At 61.2% G+C, this 16,908-nt stretch carries 12 protein-coding genes; 2 read left to right on the plus strand and 10 right to left on the minus strand.

Going from position 1 to position 16,908, the window contains the following annotated elements; all coding sequences use genetic code 11:
* Positions 1-80 precede the first annotated feature (80 nt).
* The 6 genes from aauR to PFU01S_RS15935 all read right to left on the minus strand — a co-directional run bounded on the left by aauR (position 81) and on the right by PFU01S_RS15935 (position 6,593).
* Complete coding sequence (aauR, locus tag PFU01S_RS15910) at positions 81-1,409, minus strand: two-component response regulator AauR (RefSeq protein WP_027915364.1); 1,329 nt, start codon at positions 1,407-1,409, stop codon at positions 81-83.
* A complete protein-coding gene (aauS, locus tag PFU01S_RS15915; RefSeq protein WP_028687587.1) occupies positions 1,406-3,310 on the minus strand; it encodes a two-component sensor histidine kinase AauS in 1,905 nt (634 codons plus the stop codon). Before aauS ends, aauR begins: the two co-directional genes overlap by 4 nt.
* A gap of 73 nt (positions 3,311-3,383) precedes the next feature.
* On the minus strand, positions 3,384-4,118 hold the full coding sequence (locus PFU01S_RS15920) for an amino acid ABC transporter ATP-binding protein (RefSeq protein WP_027915362.1): 735 nt from the start codon (positions 4,116-4,118) through the stop codon (positions 3,384-3,386).
* On the minus strand, positions 4,115-4,786 hold the full coding sequence (locus tag PFU01S_RS15925; RefSeq protein WP_027915361.1) for an amino acid ABC transporter permease: 672 nt from the start codon (positions 4,784-4,786) through the stop codon (positions 4,115-4,117). Before PFU01S_RS15925 ends, PFU01S_RS15920 begins: the two co-directional genes overlap by 4 nt.
* Complete coding sequence (locus PFU01S_RS15930; RefSeq protein ID WP_023535216.1) at positions 4,787-5,533, minus strand: amino acid ABC transporter permease; 747 nt, start codon at positions 5,531-5,533, stop codon at positions 4,787-4,789. It abuts the gene before it with no gap.
* 142 nt (positions 5,534-5,675) lie between these two features.
* Complete coding sequence (locus PFU01S_RS15935) at positions 5,676-6,593, minus strand: glutamate/aspartate ABC transporter substrate-binding protein (RefSeq protein WP_027915360.1); 918 nt, start codon at positions 6,591-6,593, stop codon at positions 5,676-5,678.
* 335 nt (positions 6,594-6,928) lie between these two features.
* On the opposite strand from PFU01S_RS15935, the gene PFU01S_RS15940 reads away from it, so the two are divergent.
* Positions 6,929-11,041 (plus strand): NEL-type E3 ubiquitin ligase domain-containing protein, encoded by a 4,113-nt coding sequence (locus PFU01S_RS15940; RefSeq protein ID WP_028687588.1) that lies wholly within the window; start codon positions 6,929-6,931, stop codon positions 11,039-11,041.
* Between the two features lie 28 nt (positions 11,042-11,069).
* On the opposite strand, the gene glpD is transcribed toward PFU01S_RS15940, so the two are convergent.
* From glpD to PFU01S_RS15960, 4 genes are all read right to left on the minus strand, one after another.
* Entirely contained in the window at positions 11,070-12,599 is a 1,530-nt protein-coding gene (gene glpD / locus PFU01S_RS15945; RefSeq protein ID WP_028687589.1) for a glycerol-3-phosphate dehydrogenase, read from the minus strand.
* A 203-nt stretch (positions 12,600-12,802) separates the two neighbouring features.
* On the minus strand, positions 12,803-13,558 hold the full coding sequence (locus tag PFU01S_RS15950) for a DeoR/GlpR family transcriptional regulator (RefSeq protein WP_027915357.1): 756 nt from the start codon (positions 13,556-13,558) through the stop codon (positions 12,803-12,805).
* Positions 13,559-13,686: 128 nt separating this feature from the next.
* The gene (gene glpK, locus PFU01S_RS15955; protein ID WP_027915356.1) at positions 13,687-15,186 is read right to left on the minus strand and encodes a glycerol kinase GlpK; all 1,500 of its coding nucleotides are present in this window, start codon (positions 15,184-15,186) and stop codon (positions 13,687-13,689) included.
* A 48-nt stretch (positions 15,187-15,234) separates the two neighbouring features.
* Positions 15,235-16,083, minus strand: coding sequence for an MIP/aquaporin family protein (locus tag PFU01S_RS15960; protein ID WP_028687590.1), 849 nt, complete (start codon positions 16,081-16,083; stop codon positions 15,235-15,237).
* A 298-nt stretch (positions 16,084-16,381) separates the two neighbouring features.
* Between PFU01S_RS15960 and ybaK the strand changes: the two genes are divergently transcribed.
* Positions 16,382-16,852, plus strand: a complete 471-nt coding sequence (gene ybaK / locus PFU01S_RS15965; protein ID WP_027915354.1) for a Cys-tRNA(Pro) deacylase — start codon at positions 16,382-16,384, stop codon at positions 16,850-16,852.
* Positions 16,853-16,908 lie beyond the last annotated feature (56 nt).

Below are 16,908 nucleotides of genomic sequence, written 5' to 3' on the forward strand. Positions count from 1 at the left end.
GGAGTTGAGTTTCCCTCATGTTGCCGCCGCTGTCGACCGTGCCTTGCCTATCGACTGAGACGGTGCAGCGCCTGGGTAACTCAACCAAGCCCGTATTTCTTGACCTTGTCGAACAACGTGGTCTTCGCCATGCCCAACTCCTGGCTCGCCTGGCTCAAGTTGCCGCCGGTGCGCTGCAAGGCGTCACTGAGCAGGTTGCGCTCGAAGGCCTCCACAGCTTCGGCAAAGCCCAGCCCTTGGCTGCTGGTGCCCGTAGGGCCTTTCTTGAAGGCGGGCAGACCCAGCGCATAGCGCTCGGCCACGTTACGCAATTCGCGAACGTTGCCCGGCCAGTCGTGGGCCATCAGCCGTGACAGGGTCTGGCTGTCCAGAGTGGGCGTCTCTCGGTCGAACCGCAGGGCCGATTGTTGAAGGAAGTGTTCGAACAGCTGCAGGATGTCTTCGCGGCGTTCGCGTAGCGGTGGCAGTTCGAGGGTCACCACGTTCAGACGGTAATACAGGTCGCTGCGGAACTGCCCGCTCTGACCCAGGCTGTCGAGGTCGGCCTTGGTCGCCGCAATGAGCCGGCAATCCACTGGAATGCTCTGGTTCGAGCCGAGCCGTTCCAGGGTACGCTCCTGTAACACCCGCAACAGTTTGATCTGGAGGTTGATCGGCATGCTTTCCACTTCATCGAGGAACAGCGTGCCGCCGTTGGCGTGCTCGATCTTGCCGATGCGGCGTTTGCCAGCACCGGTGAAGGCGTTGGCTTCGTGGCCGAATATCTCGCTCTCGAACAGGTTCTCTGGCAGGCCACCGCAGTTCAGTGCCACGAAGGGCTGGCCCTGGCGACGGCTGAAGTCGTGCAGGCAGCGGGCCACCAGTTCCTTGCCGGTGCCTGTTTCACCCTCGATCAGCACATTGGCAGAAGTGTCCGCCACGTTGGCGATCAGTTCGCGCAGGTGCTGCATGGCGGGCGAGCGCCCGATGATGCGCCCTTCCAGGCTGCTTTGCCCGGCAAGCTGGCGGCGCAGCGCCGACACTTCGCGGGACAGACCGCGCTGCTCGAGCGCACGGCGCACCACATCGACCAGCCGCTCGGGCGAGAAGGGCTTTTCCATGAAGTCATACGCGCCGTTGCGCATGGCGCCGACGGCCATGTCGATATCGCCGTGCCCGGTGATCAGGACGACTGGCAGGCTGCGATCGCGTGCCTTGAGACGGTTGAGCAGCTCTAGGCCATCGATACCCGGAAGGCGAATGTCACTGACCACGATGCCGGCAAAATCATCGCCAATGCGTTCGAGCGCCTGTTCGGCACTGCCCACGCCTTCGCAACCGATGTCCTCCAGCGCCAGTGCCTGCTGGCAGCCAAGAAGGACATGGGGGTCGTCTTCGACGATCAGAACGGTAAGGGGCGCTTGGGTCATGGAAAGTCTGCCGATTCGGTGGGGGTGGATGCCAAGGGCAGGATCAGCACGAAGGCTGTGCCGCCGCTGGCAGGATGCTCGACACTGAGGCTGCCCTTGGCGGCCGCAGCAAGGCTGGCCGAGAGGGTCAGGCCCAGGCCAAGGCCATCGTCGCCCGGCTTGGTGGTGAAGAACGGTTCGAAAAGATGCTTGCGTGCCTCCGGATCGATACCATGGCCGTTGTCGCGCACCTGCAAGCGGTACTTGTCACCTTGCAGTTCGCCTTCGAGCCACAAGGCCGGCTGGGGCTGGACAGCCATGGCATCCAGGGCGTTGCCGATGAGATTGACCAGAATCTGCTCCAGGCGGGTCTGGTCGATGGCCAACTGCAGGTCTTCGTAATCGCGGTGTACCTGTAGGTGGCTGCTATTGATGCGTTCTGCCAGCACCTGCAGGCTGGCTTCGACCGCCTTGGCCACTGCGGCCTGGCCGCTGTCGTCGCTGCGTCGGGCGAATGAACGCAGGCTGGCGGTGATGCGGCCCATGCGGTCGACCAGGCCATTGATGGTGCGCAGGTTGGTACTGGCGGTATCCAGAGCGCCGCGTTCGATGAACCGAACGGTATTGCCCGACAAGGTACGCAGCGCCGCCAAGGGTTGATTGAGCTCATGGGCAATACTGGTGGACATCTGCCCGATGGCCGCCAGTTTGCCAGCCTGCACCAGTTCGTCTTGGGCCTGGCGCAGGGTCTGCTCGGCATGACGGCGCTCGCGTATCTGCCCCTTGAGCCGCTCATTGCTGGCCCGCAGGTCGGCCGTACGCTCGGCGATGCGACGCTCAAGCTGGCTATTGGCTTGCTCCAGCGCCTCGCGGGCTGCCAGGCGGGTGGCGATGACTTTGCGTCGCTCGTTCCAGGCGATGCCCAGAATGGTCAGCAAGGCAAACGCCACGCCAACCAGAATACCTTGCACCATGGACTCGCGGCGCAGGTCCTGAAGCGGCGTCAGCAGCGTGAAGTGCCAAGGCGTATCGACCAGGCGACGTGTCTGGGCCAGGTAGGCCACCTCATGCGGGTTGCCCTGGGCCGTTTCGCTGTTGGCCGGGAAGGTCAGCTTTTCCACCCCGTCGGCCAGGGTCTCGCGCCCCAGCGGTTGCAGCTCGTTGAGCGGCCACCAGTAGTATTGCAGGCTGCGCGCCAGGCGCTCCTTGGTTTGCGGGGTCAGCGGACGGACTGATTTGAGGCGTCGAGCCGGATCGCTGGAAAGAATGATGATCCCGTTCTCGTCGCTGACGAACGCTTCCAGGCGGGCGCGCTGCCAACGTTCCTCCAAGGTATCGAGGCGCACCTTGATCACGGCCACGCCGATGATCTTGCCATGCTCCTCGAGCCCATGGGCCAGGTAGTAACCGGCTTCGCCCGTGGTGCTGCCGATGCCGTAGAAACGCCCCGGTTCGCCACGCACGGCGGTCTGGAAATACGCGCGAAACGACAGGTCTTCACCCAGGAAGGAGTCGGTATCGCGCCAGTTGCTGGTGGCCTGCACCCGCCCCTGGGTGTCGAGCACGAAGATCGCGCGGCTGCGGCTGCGCCGGTTGAGGCCTTCGAGGTATTCGTTGACGGTTTGCCGTGAACCTCCATCAGGGTCGGTCAGCAGGTGCGACACACTGTCTTCGAGTTCCAGCAGGCTGGGAAGGTAGGTGTACTTGCTGATCTCGCTTTCGACCGTGCGTGCATGCAATTCCAACTGGCGTTCGCCATTTTCACTGAGCACCCGTATGCCGTTGCTCTCGCTGATCAGGAACCCGGCCATGCCCAGCCCGACCATCAGCAGGACGATCAGCGGTGGTAACAGCAGTTGGCGAACAAGGCGGGCTTTCACGGCAGGCTTGGCAGGTAACAGGAGCGAGGGGTCGCATTTCATCACAGTGACCTCGTCACGACCAGCGCCCGCTGCCCGCAAGGGCGGCGGGGCCGAGCGGCTCGATGAGGCAGGATCAGTGCTGAAGGATCTTGCTCAGGAAGTGCTGGGTGCGTTCGTGACGGCCTTCGGGGTTGCCGAAGAAGTCTTCCTTCTGGCAATCCTCGATGATGTTGCCCTTGTCCATGAAGATCACGCGGTTGGCCACTTTGCGAGCAAAGCCCATTTCGTGGGTCACGCACATCATGGTCATGCCTTCGTGGGCAAGCTCGACCATCACGTCCAGCACTTCGTTGACCATCTCCGGGTCCAGGGCCGAAGTAGGCTCGTCGAACAGCATGACGATCGGGTCCATGGACAATGCGCGCGCGATGGCGACCCGTTGCTGCTGACCGCCGGACAACTGCCCGGGATGCTTCTTGGCGTGGGCACTCAAGCCGACGCGGTCGAGCAAGGCCAGGCCCTTCTTGGTGGCTTCGGCCTCACTGCGGCCCAGCACCTTGCGCTGGGCAATGGTCAGGTTTTCGGTGATGGTCAGGTGCGGGAACAGCTCGAAATGCTGGAAGACCATGCCCACGCGCGAGCGCAGCTTGGGCAGGTTGGTCTTGGCGTCGGCGATCGAAGTGCCGTCGACCACGATGTCGCCCTTCTGGAAAGGCTCCAGCGCGTTCACGCACTTGATCAGGGTGGACTTGCCCGACCCCGAGGGACCGCATACCACCACCACTTCACCTTTCTTGACCTCGGTGCTGCAGTCGGTCAGCACCTGGAAGTCCCCGTACCACTTGTTGACGTTCTTGATGGAAATCATACGGTGATCCTTTTTTGCAGGCGCTTGACCAGCCACGAAGCGGAGAAGCTGATGATGAAATACACGATGCCGGCGAAGATCAGGAACTCGTGGGAGCGCCCGATGATGTCGCCGTTGGAGCGTGCCGAGTTGAGGAAGTCGACCAGGCCTACCGTGTAGACCAAGGACGTGTCCTGGAACAGGATGATGCTCTGCTGCAGCAGCAACGGCGTCATCTTGCGGAAGGCCTGGGGCAGGATGATCAGGCGCATGGTCTGGCCATAGGTCATGCCCAACGCCTGGGCTGCGCCCATCTGGCCTTTGGATATCGACTGCACACCGGCACGCACGATTTCGCAGAAGTAGGCCGCCTCGAACATCATGAAGGCGACCACGCAGGAGGTGAAGGCCCCCACCGGCGTATCCTGCCCAGTGATCCAGCGCAGCACGAACGGCACCGCCAGGTAGAACCAGGTGATCACCAGCAGCAGCGGGATCGAACGAAAATAGTTGACGTAGGCGCCGGCCAGCCTGGACAGCAGTTTATTCGACGACAGGCGCATCAGCGCCAGCAGGGTGCCCAGCACGATGCCGCCGATGACGCCCATCACCATCAATTGCAGGGTCATGGCCATGCCATCCCAGAGGGCGGGCAGGGCGGGGATGATTTCGCTGAAATCCAGGTCCATTTACTTGCCCCCCACAGAGATCAGGCCAGGTACGGCCACTTTCTTCTCGACGATACGCATGAGCAGCATCAGGCCCATGTTGAGGGTGAAATAGATCAACGTGGCCAAGGTGAACGCTTCGAACAGGTTCGCCGAGAACTCGGCAGTCTGCTTGGTTTGCGCCAGCAGCTCCATCAGGCCGATCAACGAAGCCACCGAGGAGTTCTTGAACACGTTCAGGAATTCGGAGGTAAGTGGCGGAATGATGATGCGGTAGGCCTGTGGCAGCAGCACGTTGGTGTAGATCTGCGGCAGGCTGAAACCCATCGCTCGCGCGGCGGCTTCCTGGCCACGCGGCAGGGCCTGGATGCCGGTGCGAACCTGTTCGCACACGCGCGCGGCGGTGAACAGGCCCAGGCACACGACCACACTGATCAAGGCCGACGTGGTCGGGTTCAAGTCCTGCTTGAACCATTCCTGCAGCCCCTCTGGCAGCAGGTCCGGCACCAGGAAGTACCAGATGAACAGCTGCACCAGCAAAGGCACGTTGCGGAACAGCTCGACGTATGCGGTTGCGATACCGGAAACGAGCCGGTTAGGCACGGTTCGCATCACGCCCAGGATCGACCCCAGCAGCAAGGCGATGATCCAGGCGGAAATGGCGATGGCGATGGTCCACCCCAGGCCGGTGATGTACCAGTCCAGATAGGTTTCGCTGCCCACGCCAGTGGACTTGAAGAATACGCCCCAGTCCCAGTTGTAATTCATCGGGATTTCCCCTCAGACGATTGTTTCACAGGCACCTTCCAGCATCCGAGGGCAAACTGCCCTCGGATGAAAGGTTAGACACTAACGGGGAGCCTGCCCGTTTAATTCGCGCCTTGCAGCGCGGCAGGCTCCAGGCTGGGGGTCAGGATTTCTTCTCGTCCGCCGCCTTGTCGGTCGGCTCGGCGATCAGCTTCTTGAGCTCGTCGCTCATTGGGAACTGCAGGTTCAGGCCTTTAGGCGGGATTGGCTGCTGGAACCACTTGTCGTAGCTCTTGTTGACTTCACCGGACTTGAAGTAGCCAATGATCGCGTCATCCACGGCCTTCTTGAAGGGCTCATCACCCTTGCGCACCATGCAACCGTAGATTTCGTAGGATTGCGGCGTACCGGTGATGACCCAGTCCGACGGCTTGCGAGCCTTGGCCATTTCGCCAGCGAGCAGCGCGTCGTCCATCATGAAGGCCACAGCGCGACCGCTCTCGAGCATGTTGAAGGCTTCACCGTGGTCCTTGGCGGAGATCACGTTCATCTTCATCTGCTTGTCGGCGTTCATGGCCTTGAGGAGGCGTTCGGAGGTGGTGCCCGCGGTGGTCACCACGTTCTTGCCAGCCAGATCTGCGAAGTCCTTGTAGGCCGGCTGGCCGTCCTTGACCTTGGTCAGCAGACGGGTGCCAACCTCGAAGATACCCACCGAAAAGCTGACTTGCTGCTGGCGCTCGACGTTGTTGGTGGTGGAGCCGCACTCCAGGTCGACGGTGCCGTTCTGCACGAGCGGGATGCGGGTCTGGGAAGTGACCAGGTTGTAGCGGACCTTGATGTCGGTACCCAGTTGCTTCTTCAGGGCCTCGACGACGGCCAGCTGGATATCGTGGGAGTAGCCGACGGGCTCTGGCTTGCCGGCCAGGTAGGAAAACGGGATGGAGGAGTCGCGGTGGCCCAGGGTGATGGTGCCTGAATCCTTGATCTTCTTCAGGGTGCCGGTGAGTTCTTCGGCCATGGCCGGCGAAGCGATCACAGCAGCCGCGATGGCGGCGCCCAGCAATTGACGAACGATACGCATCAAATTTTCCTCGACGTGTTTGTTTTTTTTATGGAGCCGTTGGCGGACTCTTTCGTTCAACGGATACGGCAGCGGTTGCATCCGGTTGAATGGATATGAGCAGAAGTCGTGCCAAGGTCCGTGAAGCATGTTAGCCCCGCTGAAAGCAAGGGCGTTAGCCTTGTTCGACTAATTCGAGTTTTTCAGCAGGGTCGGAAATTCGAATTACCGTCATTTTTATGTTCGGTTATCCGAATGAGTGCTCACCATTGTGCACCTAGCCATATGTATATGTAACACCTGTCCATGACAGCTCGATGTTCTGCTGCGGCATTTCCCAGACCAGAGGAAGATCCGTGGCAGATAACGCACTACCTCACGTTTCCGTTGATGCGCTCGTGGCGAGCGCGTTGCCGGCTTGGCTGACCAGCGCCGATCCAGACCTGCTCAGCACGTTCCATCGTGCGCTCGAGCTTGAACAGTTGTCCTGCGAGGCGGTCAAGGTGCGTCTGAAAACGTTGCCTGGGCTGCAGACCTTTGCCCGCCCATTGCTTCAGGAGGCGCTGCGAGCCATGGGCTTGGGCGAGGTGAATGTGGATACCGCTCGGGTGGTGGTGCACGACAGGCTTGCGATGCCCAGTGCCGCCCCTCGGCTGCACACACCCATGAAGGTGATTTACAGCAATGAATCGCTGTTGATGGCCGCGTTACACAACTTTCATGAAAGCGAGACCCATCCCGGCCTGCACCGGCGCGCTCAATTGCAGAAGGCAGACGGCACTGTACTGCCGCTTTCCTTCGAAGCGTTTGCTCGCCTCTGCCGGCAGCTGGATCTGGGCGGGCGGTACCAGCAGCAGCTGCATACGTGCCTGTTCCCCAAGGCGCGTCCCCCGGCACCCGCCGATTTTGGGCAGCGTGCAGTGGAACAGATTTTCGAGGAGCGCCTACGCGCGGCGCTTGATGTTGCAGTCAGGATGGCCAGGCTCAAAGGGCAGCTGACCGATCAAGACTACCTCACACTTCTGCCGCTGATAGCCCGCAAGCCGACGGTACCGGCCGTGGCTCAAATGTTCCAGGCGTTCGAGCTATTCGTCTTGGGCAAGCGCGTTCAGCGTTGCCTGGTCATCGAGCTTCGCGCGGCGGCAAATGGGCCCGTGCACGGCCTGATAAGCTGGTTTTCCAATGACCCGGCCGAGCCCATCGGGCGGCATGCGAACTGGACTGGATTGTACGAACACCTCGGCATGCGGCTGCGTGAGCGTCGATATACACAGTACTTTGCCGGCTTGATTGCTCAGCGCGAGCGGCCTGCGTTTCTGGCCCAGCTGGCGCAGTTGAACAAATCCTCGACTGGTCTTACACCGCTCGCCCTCGATGGTCGGCATTTCGCAATAGAAGGCTCTGTCTTTGCCTGCCTGCGCAAGCGCTTGCTCGATGCAATGATCGATGATGCCCGGGTACTTGCCGTTCCCACAGGCGACCTGACTCAACTTGAGCGGCACGAGCGCATCGACGCCTTGAAAGGGGCAGGGCTGGATGCGCTTACCCTGGCCGCGCTGTTCGTCCCCGGCTTGGGCGAAGTTTTATTTGTTGCGGCTGCGGTGGACGTCGTGCGCGAAGTCTATGACGGTTACGAAGCTTGGCAGATAGGCGACAGGCAGCAAGCGCTGGCGCATGTGTTCAATGTGGCCCAGGTCGTGGCCACGGGCGCGCTGCTGGGTGCTGCGCAGCCATTGTTCGGCGGCGCGCTCGAGCGCATCGGTTTGGTCGACGGCCTCACGCCGGTCATGGCCGGCAACAGGGGATTGCGGCTAAAAAAGATGCCGGCGTCGGCCCACTACCTGGAGCATCCGGGGGAATTGATACGCAGCTTTGGCGCCGATCTTGAGCAAGTGTCGGACGTGGACGCCGACGCGCTGGTGCATATCACCGGCCTGACGCCCGAACACTTGCGCAGCCTGCGGGTACACGAGGAACCGGCGCCAGCGCGGTTCAGAGAAGCGCAGGCACGGCACCTGCTGTATGGGCAGGGGCCGACATCAGAGCTGTTGGTCGAGCAAGCGCTGACGCATTCAGTGGGCGAGCCAGGCGTTGGCGTGGATACGCTCACTCGCGACTTCACCGGCCTGTCAGTGCCACTTGCGCAAGAAATCGTGGAATGCGCGACCACAGAACAACTTGAAACGCTGATGAGCGGCAAGGTCCCCCTGCCGCTTGCTGAGCGGGCGCGTTGGGCAGTGCGTGAAAGCCGCATCGATCGCGCGCTGTTGGGCTTCGAGCATGAGCAGGCCACCAACCTGGACACACTGCGCCTGGCGCTGGCGCTGATCGATGAAACATCGCCATGGCCTGTGTCGATGCGTATCGAGGTGCGCCTGGGTGAGGCCCAGGGCAAGCTCGTGGCCTCCCACGGCCCAGTTGACGCACAGCGCACCGAGGTGATCGTGCAGACCAGCGGAGGATATCAGTTGCAGGCACGTTCGATTCAGGCCGTGGATCAAGGACTGCTGGCGTGTTTGCTGCAGACCCTGGATGAAACCCAGAAAACCGCCTTCGGCGGTTCATCGGTTACGGCTGTCGAATTGGCGGAAAACCTGCTGCACAGGGCGGCTGTCGATCGGGGCAAAACGGCCCAGTCACTGGGCATGGTGGCTCTGGGTGGCCGATTCAACCCGCCTCGCCGACTCCAGGATGGTCGTATTGGTTACCCCCTCAGCGGGCGAGGGGAGAGCAGCCGGCAAGCACTACGCCGGGGCATACACCGCATCTACCCGACGCTGACCGAGAGCCAGATGGACGCCTACCTGGAGCAATTGACCGAGCGCGACGTGAATTTATGGGACCACTTGAGCGATCTCGAAGGGCGACTGGCACGTTTGCGTGAGTCCCTCGCCTCCTGGGAGAGCCAACGCAATGGTTTCATCGATGGGCGCCGCCGACGCAGGGTTGCCACCCAGATCCGCCGCGCTTGGCGACGCAAGACAGTTGGGTCCGGGAACGATGAGTATGTGCTGCGTATACAGGGCGAGCAGGTGGGCACGCTACCTGACCTGCCTGACGACATCGATTTCAATCACGTGCGGCAATTGAGCCTGCGCAACTTGGCGCTTATCAACGTCAGCGACAACTTTCTCAAGCGCTTCCCGCACCTGCAGGTGCTCGATCTGCGCGGCAACCAGTTGACGCAGCTGCCGACCGGCCTCAGTGACCTGGAGCAGTTGCGGGTATTGCGGTTCGATGACAATCGAATCGTACTTCGACCTGACAGTGACACGGCACTGACCAGACTGACCCACCTTGAGTACATTAGCTTGAGCGGTAATCCGATCGGCAGAATACCGAACCTGTCTCCCCTACGTCATCTGCGTACGATTTCACTGCGCAACACAGGCCTGTTGAACATCCCGCAGCGCCATCAATTACTGTGGCGCGGCCTGATGGACATCCGGGAAAACCAGATTCGTGAGGTCAACGAGCATCTGCAGATGCTCGGAGAACACATCCAGCAAATGTCCCTGCACGACAATCCGTTGGACGAAGCCAGTCAGCAAGCACTCGCCACTGCAAACGAGGGCTCGCTCGCGCCGCGCACCCATGCCCAGGTGTCCATTGACGACGAGCTGCGAGACAGCTGGATTGGACCGGCCAAGCCAGACATTCGCCATCGATATGAAGGCATCTGGAACGCCTTGCTTGACGATGAGGGCTCTGCCGATCTCTTCCGGTTCCTTGCCGACTTTGCCGAATCTGACGATTTCCATGAACGCCCGCCATACTACCGCGCACGCATATGGCGCATTCTCGAATTGTGTGCTGAAAGTACGGATGTCCGCGAATCGGTCTACCTGCAGACCCAAGGCCCGCAGACCTGCGAAGACCGTTTGTTGCTACTGCTCAGTCAACTTGAGGTGAGAACGCTTATTGCCGTTCATACGGCTGGGGCGAGTGCCGGGCAGACTGAGCGCGAACTCCTGCGCCTTGGGCGTTCGCTGTATCGTCTGGACCAGGTGGACAGTATCGCCGCTCGGCATATCGAGCGTATGCGGCGCGATCCCTATGCGAGGGTGGATGACATCGAGGTGTACCTGGCTTACCGGGTCAATCTGGCGAACCGCTTGGGGTTACCGGCTCAACCAACTTACATGAATTACCCGGAATTCAGCGATGTCAGCAGTCGGCAGATCAGGCTGGCCGGAGAGCGGGTACTGGCGGGCGAGAGTTTGGATGTACTGGCCGCGGCACTGGCGCAACGCGAGTTCTGGCAGTCGTTTGTACGCAGTCATTACCGCGAACGTTTCGAGGCGCTGGCTGCACCGTTTCACCAACGGCTCGAAACCGCCGAGCGCACCGTCGGCGAACACGGGGAGCAGGTCTATCTTCAACAGGCTGCTGCCTTGAAGGCTGAGCTCGATGCGCACGAGCAGGCGCTTTACCACGAGCTGGCCGTCGAGGCCTACAGCCGCCTGTGAGCATGTGCTGACAGGCGGCACATCTGGGTCAGGCAGCTTGACTGCGCTGCGTTGCCTTTTCCAGGTACTGGCTAAGGGTGTTCTGTTCGGCTTCGGTGGTGAACAGCCCAAGCTTGGTACGACGCCACAGGATATCTTCAAGGCTGGTAGCCCACTCATGCTCGCGCAGGTAATCCACCTCGCGGGCAAACAGCCCTGCACCGATGGCCTGACCCAGGTCCTGCGGGCCTTCAACGCCTGCCAGAAGCGTCCAGACGCGGCTGCCATAGGTGCGTGCCCAGCGCTGGGCAATGGCCGGGGCAAGCCAGGTATGCCGAGCAAGCAAGGCTTCTTCAAGTGCCTGCGGCGTGGTCATGTCCTCACCGCCCGGCAGGGTTGATTCGGCTGTCCAACTACCGCCCATCTGGCTGAAGAACGGCTTGAGTTCGGCCATGGCCGATTCGGCCAGCTTGCGGTAAGTGGTGAGCTTGCCACCGAAGACCGAGAGCAGGGGGGCTTCACCGTGGGCGGCCGACAGTGCCAAAGTGTAGTCGCGGGTAACGGCCGATGGGTTGTCCGATTCGTCATTGCACAGAGGGCGAACGCCTGCATAGGTGCTGAAAATGTCACTGCGCTGAAGCTGATGATTGAAGTGGGCGTTGACCACGTTGAGCAGGTAGTCGGTTTCCTGATCGGTGATCGCCACCTTGGCAGGATCGCCCGTGTATTCACGGTCGGTGGTGCCGATCAGTGTGAAACGATCAAGGTACGGAATGCAGAAAACGATGCGCTGGTCTTCGTTCTGCAGAATGTAGGCGTGCTCGCCTTCATACAGCCTAGGGACGATCAGATGACTCCCCTGGATCAGACGGATCCCATAAGGGGCGTCCAGTTTCAGGTCGTTCTTGATGAACTGCGCCACCCATGGGCCGGCGGCGTTCACCAGGCCCTTGGCACGCACCGTCCGGGTGCTGCCGTCGGCGTGTTGCACTTCTACTTCCCAGAGGGCGCCGACACGTTTGGCGCCCAGGCACAGCGTCTGGGTGTGAATGTGCGCGCCATGTTCACGGGCAGCCATGGCGTTGAGGACCACCAGGCGAGCATCATCGACCCAGCAGTCGGCATATTCGAAACCACGGGTGATGGCCGGCTTGAGCGCAGAGCCAGCGCCAAATCGCAGGCTGCGCGAGGCGCCCAGCCGCTTGCGCTTGCCCAGGTGGTCGTACAGGAACAGGCCAGCACGGATCATCCAGGCAGGGCGCAAATGGGGACGATGGGGCAGCACGAAGCGCATGGGTTTGACGATGTGCGGTGCCTTGGCCAACAGGACTTCGCGTTCGGCCAGGGCCTCGCGTACCAGACGAAACTCGTAATGCTCGAGGTAGCGCAGACCTCCGTGAATCAGCTTGCTGCTGGCTGACGAGGTGTGCCTGGCCAGGTCGTCCTTTTCACACAGGAAGACTTTCAGGCCGCGGCCGGCTGCGTCGGCGGCGATGCCCACACCGTTGATGCCACCGCCTATCACCACCAGGTCATAGCAGTCGGCGACGGGAGCGCTGGTCGAATCGGGCTGGGACACAGGGAAGGCCTCCTGGAGCAGTTCGTATCGAAAGTGAACATTTATGTTCGTTTCCGAAAATACTAGCGCAAGCGCAGGCGACTCGCCAGTCCGTATTCATAGAAAATACTGATCAGGTGACAAGCAAATGAACATTAACGAAAAAGTCAGCGTGTGTCGGGCGCCTGTGCCACGCCCATGCTCACAGCGCCGGCGCCGACCTTCTAAACCACTTCGACACGTACCTTGTGGTCATTGAGCAGTTGGACCAGGGCAGGGGTCGGTGCCTGGTCAGTCACCAGGCAGTCGACCAGGCTGATGGCCCCCAGGCGCACCATGGCATTGCGCCCGAACTTGCTGGAGTCCGCAGCCAGAATCACCTGCCGAGCATTGGCGATGATCGCCTGGGACACGCGCACTTCCTGATAGTCGAAATCCAGCAGGCTCCCGTCTTCATCGATGCCGCTGATGCCGACCAGGGCGTAATCGACCTTGAACTGATTGATGAAGTCCACACTCGCCTGGCCTACGACACCGCCGTCACGGCGCACGGTGCCGCCCGCCACCAGCACCTCGAAGTCATCCTTGGCCGCCAGGATGGAGGCGACGTGCAGGTTGTTGGTAATGACCTTCAGTTGGCTGTGGTTGAGCAAAGCGCGGGCGATGGATTCGGTGGTGGTCCCGATATTGATGAACAGCGAGGCATGATCGGGCACCTGCCGCGCGACAGCCTCGGCGATGCGCTGCTTTTCATCACGCATCTGGTCGGCGCGCATGGCATAGGCGGTGTTTTCGACGCTTGAATCGTAGGCTGCGCCCCCGTGGTACCGGCGCAACAGGTCGAGCTCTGCCAGTTGGTTGATGTCGCGGCGGATCGTCTGCGGGGTAACGACGAACAGCTGCGCCATTTCCTCGATACTGACATAGCCGCGGTCGCGGACCAGTTCGAGGATTTGTTGTTGGCGTGGAGGCAAATTCATGGACGTCCTTCGGAGCAGCCTGACAAATGCTGCAATGATGCCGTAGGACGGGGATGACGACCAGCGTGGCGTCCGAAGGGTGGATCCGGCGCAGACCTGGGAGCGGACTGCGCCGTTGCCTAAAGCGATCAGGCGTCGTGATCTTCCCAATCGCGGGTGCGATCGACGGCTTTTTTCCAGCCGCCGTACAATTTCTCTTTCTGCGTTTCATCCAGTTGCGGGCTGAACTCCCGCTCGATGATCGCCTTGTTGCGCAGCTCGTCCAGACTGCTCCAGAAACCGCAAGCCAGGCCCGCCAGGTAGGCTGCACCCAGCGCCGTGGTTTCACGCATCTTGGGGCGCTCGACACACGTGCCGAGGATATCGGCCTGGAACTGCATGAGGAAATTGTTGGCCACGGCGCCGCCGTCGACGCGCAGTTCGGACAGGCGCTGGCCGCAGTCCTGCTGCATGGCATCGAGCACGTCGCGGGTCTGGTAGGCGATGGACTCCAATGCTGCGCGGATGATGTGATCCACCTTGACGCCACGGGTCAGGCCAAATAGCGCACCGCGGGCATAAGGGTCCCAGTAGGGGGCGCCGAGGCCGGTGAAGGCAGGCACCAGGTAGACGCCATTGCTGTCCTTTACCTTGCTGGCGAAGTACTCGGTATCCAACGCGTCATTGACGATCTTCAGCTCATCACGCAGCCACTGGACCGTCGAGCCACCGTTGAACACGGCCCCTTCCAGGGCATAGGCCACTTCACCGCGCGGGCCACAGGCAATGGTGGTCAGCAGGCCATGGGATGACGTGACGGCCTTGTCGCCCGTGTTCATCAACAGGAAGCAACCGGTGCCGTAGGTGTTCTTCGCCTGCCCCGGTTCCACGCACATCTGCCCGAACAGCGCCGATTGCTGGTCCCCGGCAATGCCGGCGATGGCGATGCCACTTTTGGTGTGCCCATAGACCTCGGAGGAGGAGCGCACTTCTGGCAGCATTTGCGCAGGAATGCCCAGGATGTCGAGCAGTTTTTCATCCCACTGCAGCGTGTGGATGTTGAACATGAGGGTTCGCGAGGCATTGGTGTAGTCGGTGACATGCACCTTGCCGCCGGAAAACTTCCAGATCAGCCAGGTATCGACGGTGCCGAACAGCAGCTCGCCACGTTCGGCGCGTTCCCGGGCGCCGTCGACATTGTCCAGGATCCACTTGAGCTTGGTACCGGAAAAGTACGGGTCGGTGACCAGGCCCGTGGTTTCACGAATGTAGTCCTCAAAGCCGTCGCGCTTGAGCTGGGCGCAGATTTCGGTGCTGCGCCGGCATTGCCAGACGATGGCATTGTACACCGGGCGGCCTGTTTCCTTGTCCCAGACGACGGTCGTCTCGCGCTGGTTGGTGATACCCAGGGCCGCGACCTGGGCATGGCTGATGCCAGCCTGGGCCAGTGCCTCGACCATGGTCGCACTCTGGGTGGCAAAGATTTCCATGGGGTCGTGCTCGACCCAGCCTGCCTGCGGATAATGCTGCACGAACTCACGCTGTGAGGTGCCGACCACATTGGCGTCACGGTCGAAGATGATCGCACGCGAACTGGTGGTGCCCTGGTCCAGGGCGATGATGTATTGCTTGTCCTGAGTGTCTGTCATGGTGTTGGCCTTGCAAAATAGGGGTCGTGGCGGGTCTGGCTGCCGTGCTCAACTGATTTGCGTATCGCCTTGGCGACCGTCGCCTGTCGCGGGCGTGGGCGCTGATGCAGGCAGGTTGCGGGCAATCAAGCCACGATAAGTGGCAGCACCCAGGCAGGCGCCGATGATAGGGCCGAATATCGGCACCAGGAAGTAAGGCACATCCCGGCCGCCGGTAAAGGCGATTTCGCCCCAGCCTGCCAGGAACGTCATGATTTTCGGGCCCAGATCGCGTGCCGGGTTCATGGCAAAGCCGGTCAACGGCCCCATGGCACTGCCAATCACCGCGATCAGCAGGCCGATCAGCAGCGGCGCCATCGCGCCGCGTGGCAGGCCGTTGTTGTCGTCGGTCAGGGCCATGATGACGGCCATGAGGATCGCCGTGATGACCACCTCAACCAGCAGCGCTTGCGCCGTGGACAGGGAGGGGTGTGGGTAGGTCGAGAACACCGCCGCCAGTTCCAGGCTGGATTCACTACCGCGCAGCAGGGTGTGCGCTTGTTCGAAATCGAAGAACAGGCTGCTGTAGAGGGTGTAGACCAGTGCCGCGCCGCAGAAGGCACCGCACACTTGGGCTAGTATGTAGAAAGGCAGCTTGCGCCGCTCAAAGCCGGCGAACAGGGTCAGCGCGATGCTGACGGCAGGGTTCAGGTGGGCACCGGAGATCCCTGCGGTGAGGTAGATACTCATGCTGACCCCCACCCCCCAAATGATGCTGATTTCCCAGAGTCCGAAGCTTGCGCCTGCGACCTTGAGCGCGGCGACGCAGCCGGTACCGAAGAAGATCAGCAGCGCAGTACCGAGAAATTCGGCCAGGCACTGGCTGGACAGCGTGGGTTGGCCTTGGGCAATTGTCATGTATGACCTCGTTGTTTTTGTTGTGAGTCGCGCGGGGCTCGACAGCAAGGCCCGGACCTTCCGGATGGTCCTGGGCGGGTATGAGATGCACCGTGAAGGTGCACCCCCGGTATTCAGAAACGAAAAAATATAGACAAGAAACGCTGATGTCAAAGGTCGAAAGTGAACGGTCAGTCACGTTTTGGGCAACCGCCGCTAGCGTGACGCCCCTTTGTAGAGCGGGGCGCTTGGGCTTATTGGCTGGGATGTAGGAATTGACCTAAAGTAGCTGCCGATCTGTTTTACACCGGAACTTCGTATGACACCCGCTCTGGATCTGTTGAAAAAGCATCACGCGCACTATCACGTTCACAGCTACGAGCATGATCCCAAGACAGCGTCCTATGGGTTGGAAGCTGCAGATAAGCTCGGCCTGGACCCAAAGCAGGTGTTCAAGACGCTGCTGGCCTGTAGCGAAAAAGGAGAGCTGCTGGTGGCGGTGGTGCCTGTGGTGGGTACGCTCGATCTCAAGGCCTTGGCGCATGCGGCGGGCGTCAAAAAGTGCGAGATGGCCGATCCGGTCAAGGCGCAGCGAGCAACGGGTTACCTGGTAGGTGGGATCAGCCCCTTAGGGCAGAAGAAGCGTCTGCGCACCTTCATCGACGAGGCGGCGCAGCGTTTTGCGACCATCCATGTGAGTGCTGGACGACGTGGGCTGGAGGTAGAACTGGCGGCAACGACTTTGGCCGAGCATACTCAGGGCACCTTTGCCAGTATCGGCAGAACGTGATGCCAGCGCCCATTCACCCTCGCTACCCGCTCGGATCGAGCCGGTAGCGCGTCCGC

Origin of the sequence: Pseudomonas fulva NBRC 16637 = DSM 17717, assembly GCF_000730565.1 — a bacterium.
GTDB lineage: Bacteria > Pseudomonadota > Gammaproteobacteria > Pseudomonadales > Pseudomonadaceae > Aquipseudomonas > Aquipseudomonas fulva.

Excerpts from the sequence above, each read along its gene's own strand:
- aauR (WP_027915364.1), bottom strand. The coding sequence starts at position 1,409 with ATGACCCAAGCGCCCCTTACCGTTCTGATCGTCGAAGACGACCCCCAT.
- aauS (WP_028687587.1), bottom strand. The coding sequence starts at position 3,310 with ATGAAATGCGACCCCTCGCTCCTGTTACCTGCCAAGCCTGCCGTGAAA.
- PFU01S_RS15920 (WP_027915362.1), bottom strand. The coding sequence starts at position 4,118 with ATGATTTCCATCAAGAACGTCAACAAGTGGTACGGGGACTTCCAGGTG.
- PFU01S_RS15925 (WP_027915361.1), bottom strand. The coding sequence starts at position 4,786 with ATGGACCTGGATTTCAGCGAAATCATCCCCGCCCTGCCCGCCCTCTGG.
- PFU01S_RS15930 (WP_023535216.1), bottom strand. The coding sequence starts at position 5,533 with ATGAATTACAACTGGGACTGGGGCGTATTCTTCAAGTCCACTGGCGTG.
- PFU01S_RS15935 (WP_027915360.1), bottom strand. The coding sequence starts at position 6,593 with ATGCGTATCGTTCGTCAATTGCTGGGCGCCGCCATCGCGGCTGCTGTG.
- PFU01S_RS15950 (WP_027915357.1), bottom strand. The coding sequence starts at position 13,558 with ATGAATTTGCCTCCACGCCAACAACAAATCCTCGAACTGGTCCGCGAC.
- glpK (WP_027915356.1), bottom strand. The coding sequence starts at position 15,186 with ATGACAGACACTCAGGACAAGCAATACATCATCGCCCTGGACCAGGGC.
- PFU01S_RS15960 (WP_028687590.1), bottom strand. The coding sequence starts at position 16,083 with ATGACAATTGCCCAAGGCCAACCCACGCTGTCCAGCCAGTGCCTGGCC.
- ybaK (WP_027915354.1), top strand. The coding sequence starts at position 16,382 with ATGACACCCGCTCTGGATCTGTTGAAAAAGCATCACGCGCACTATCAC.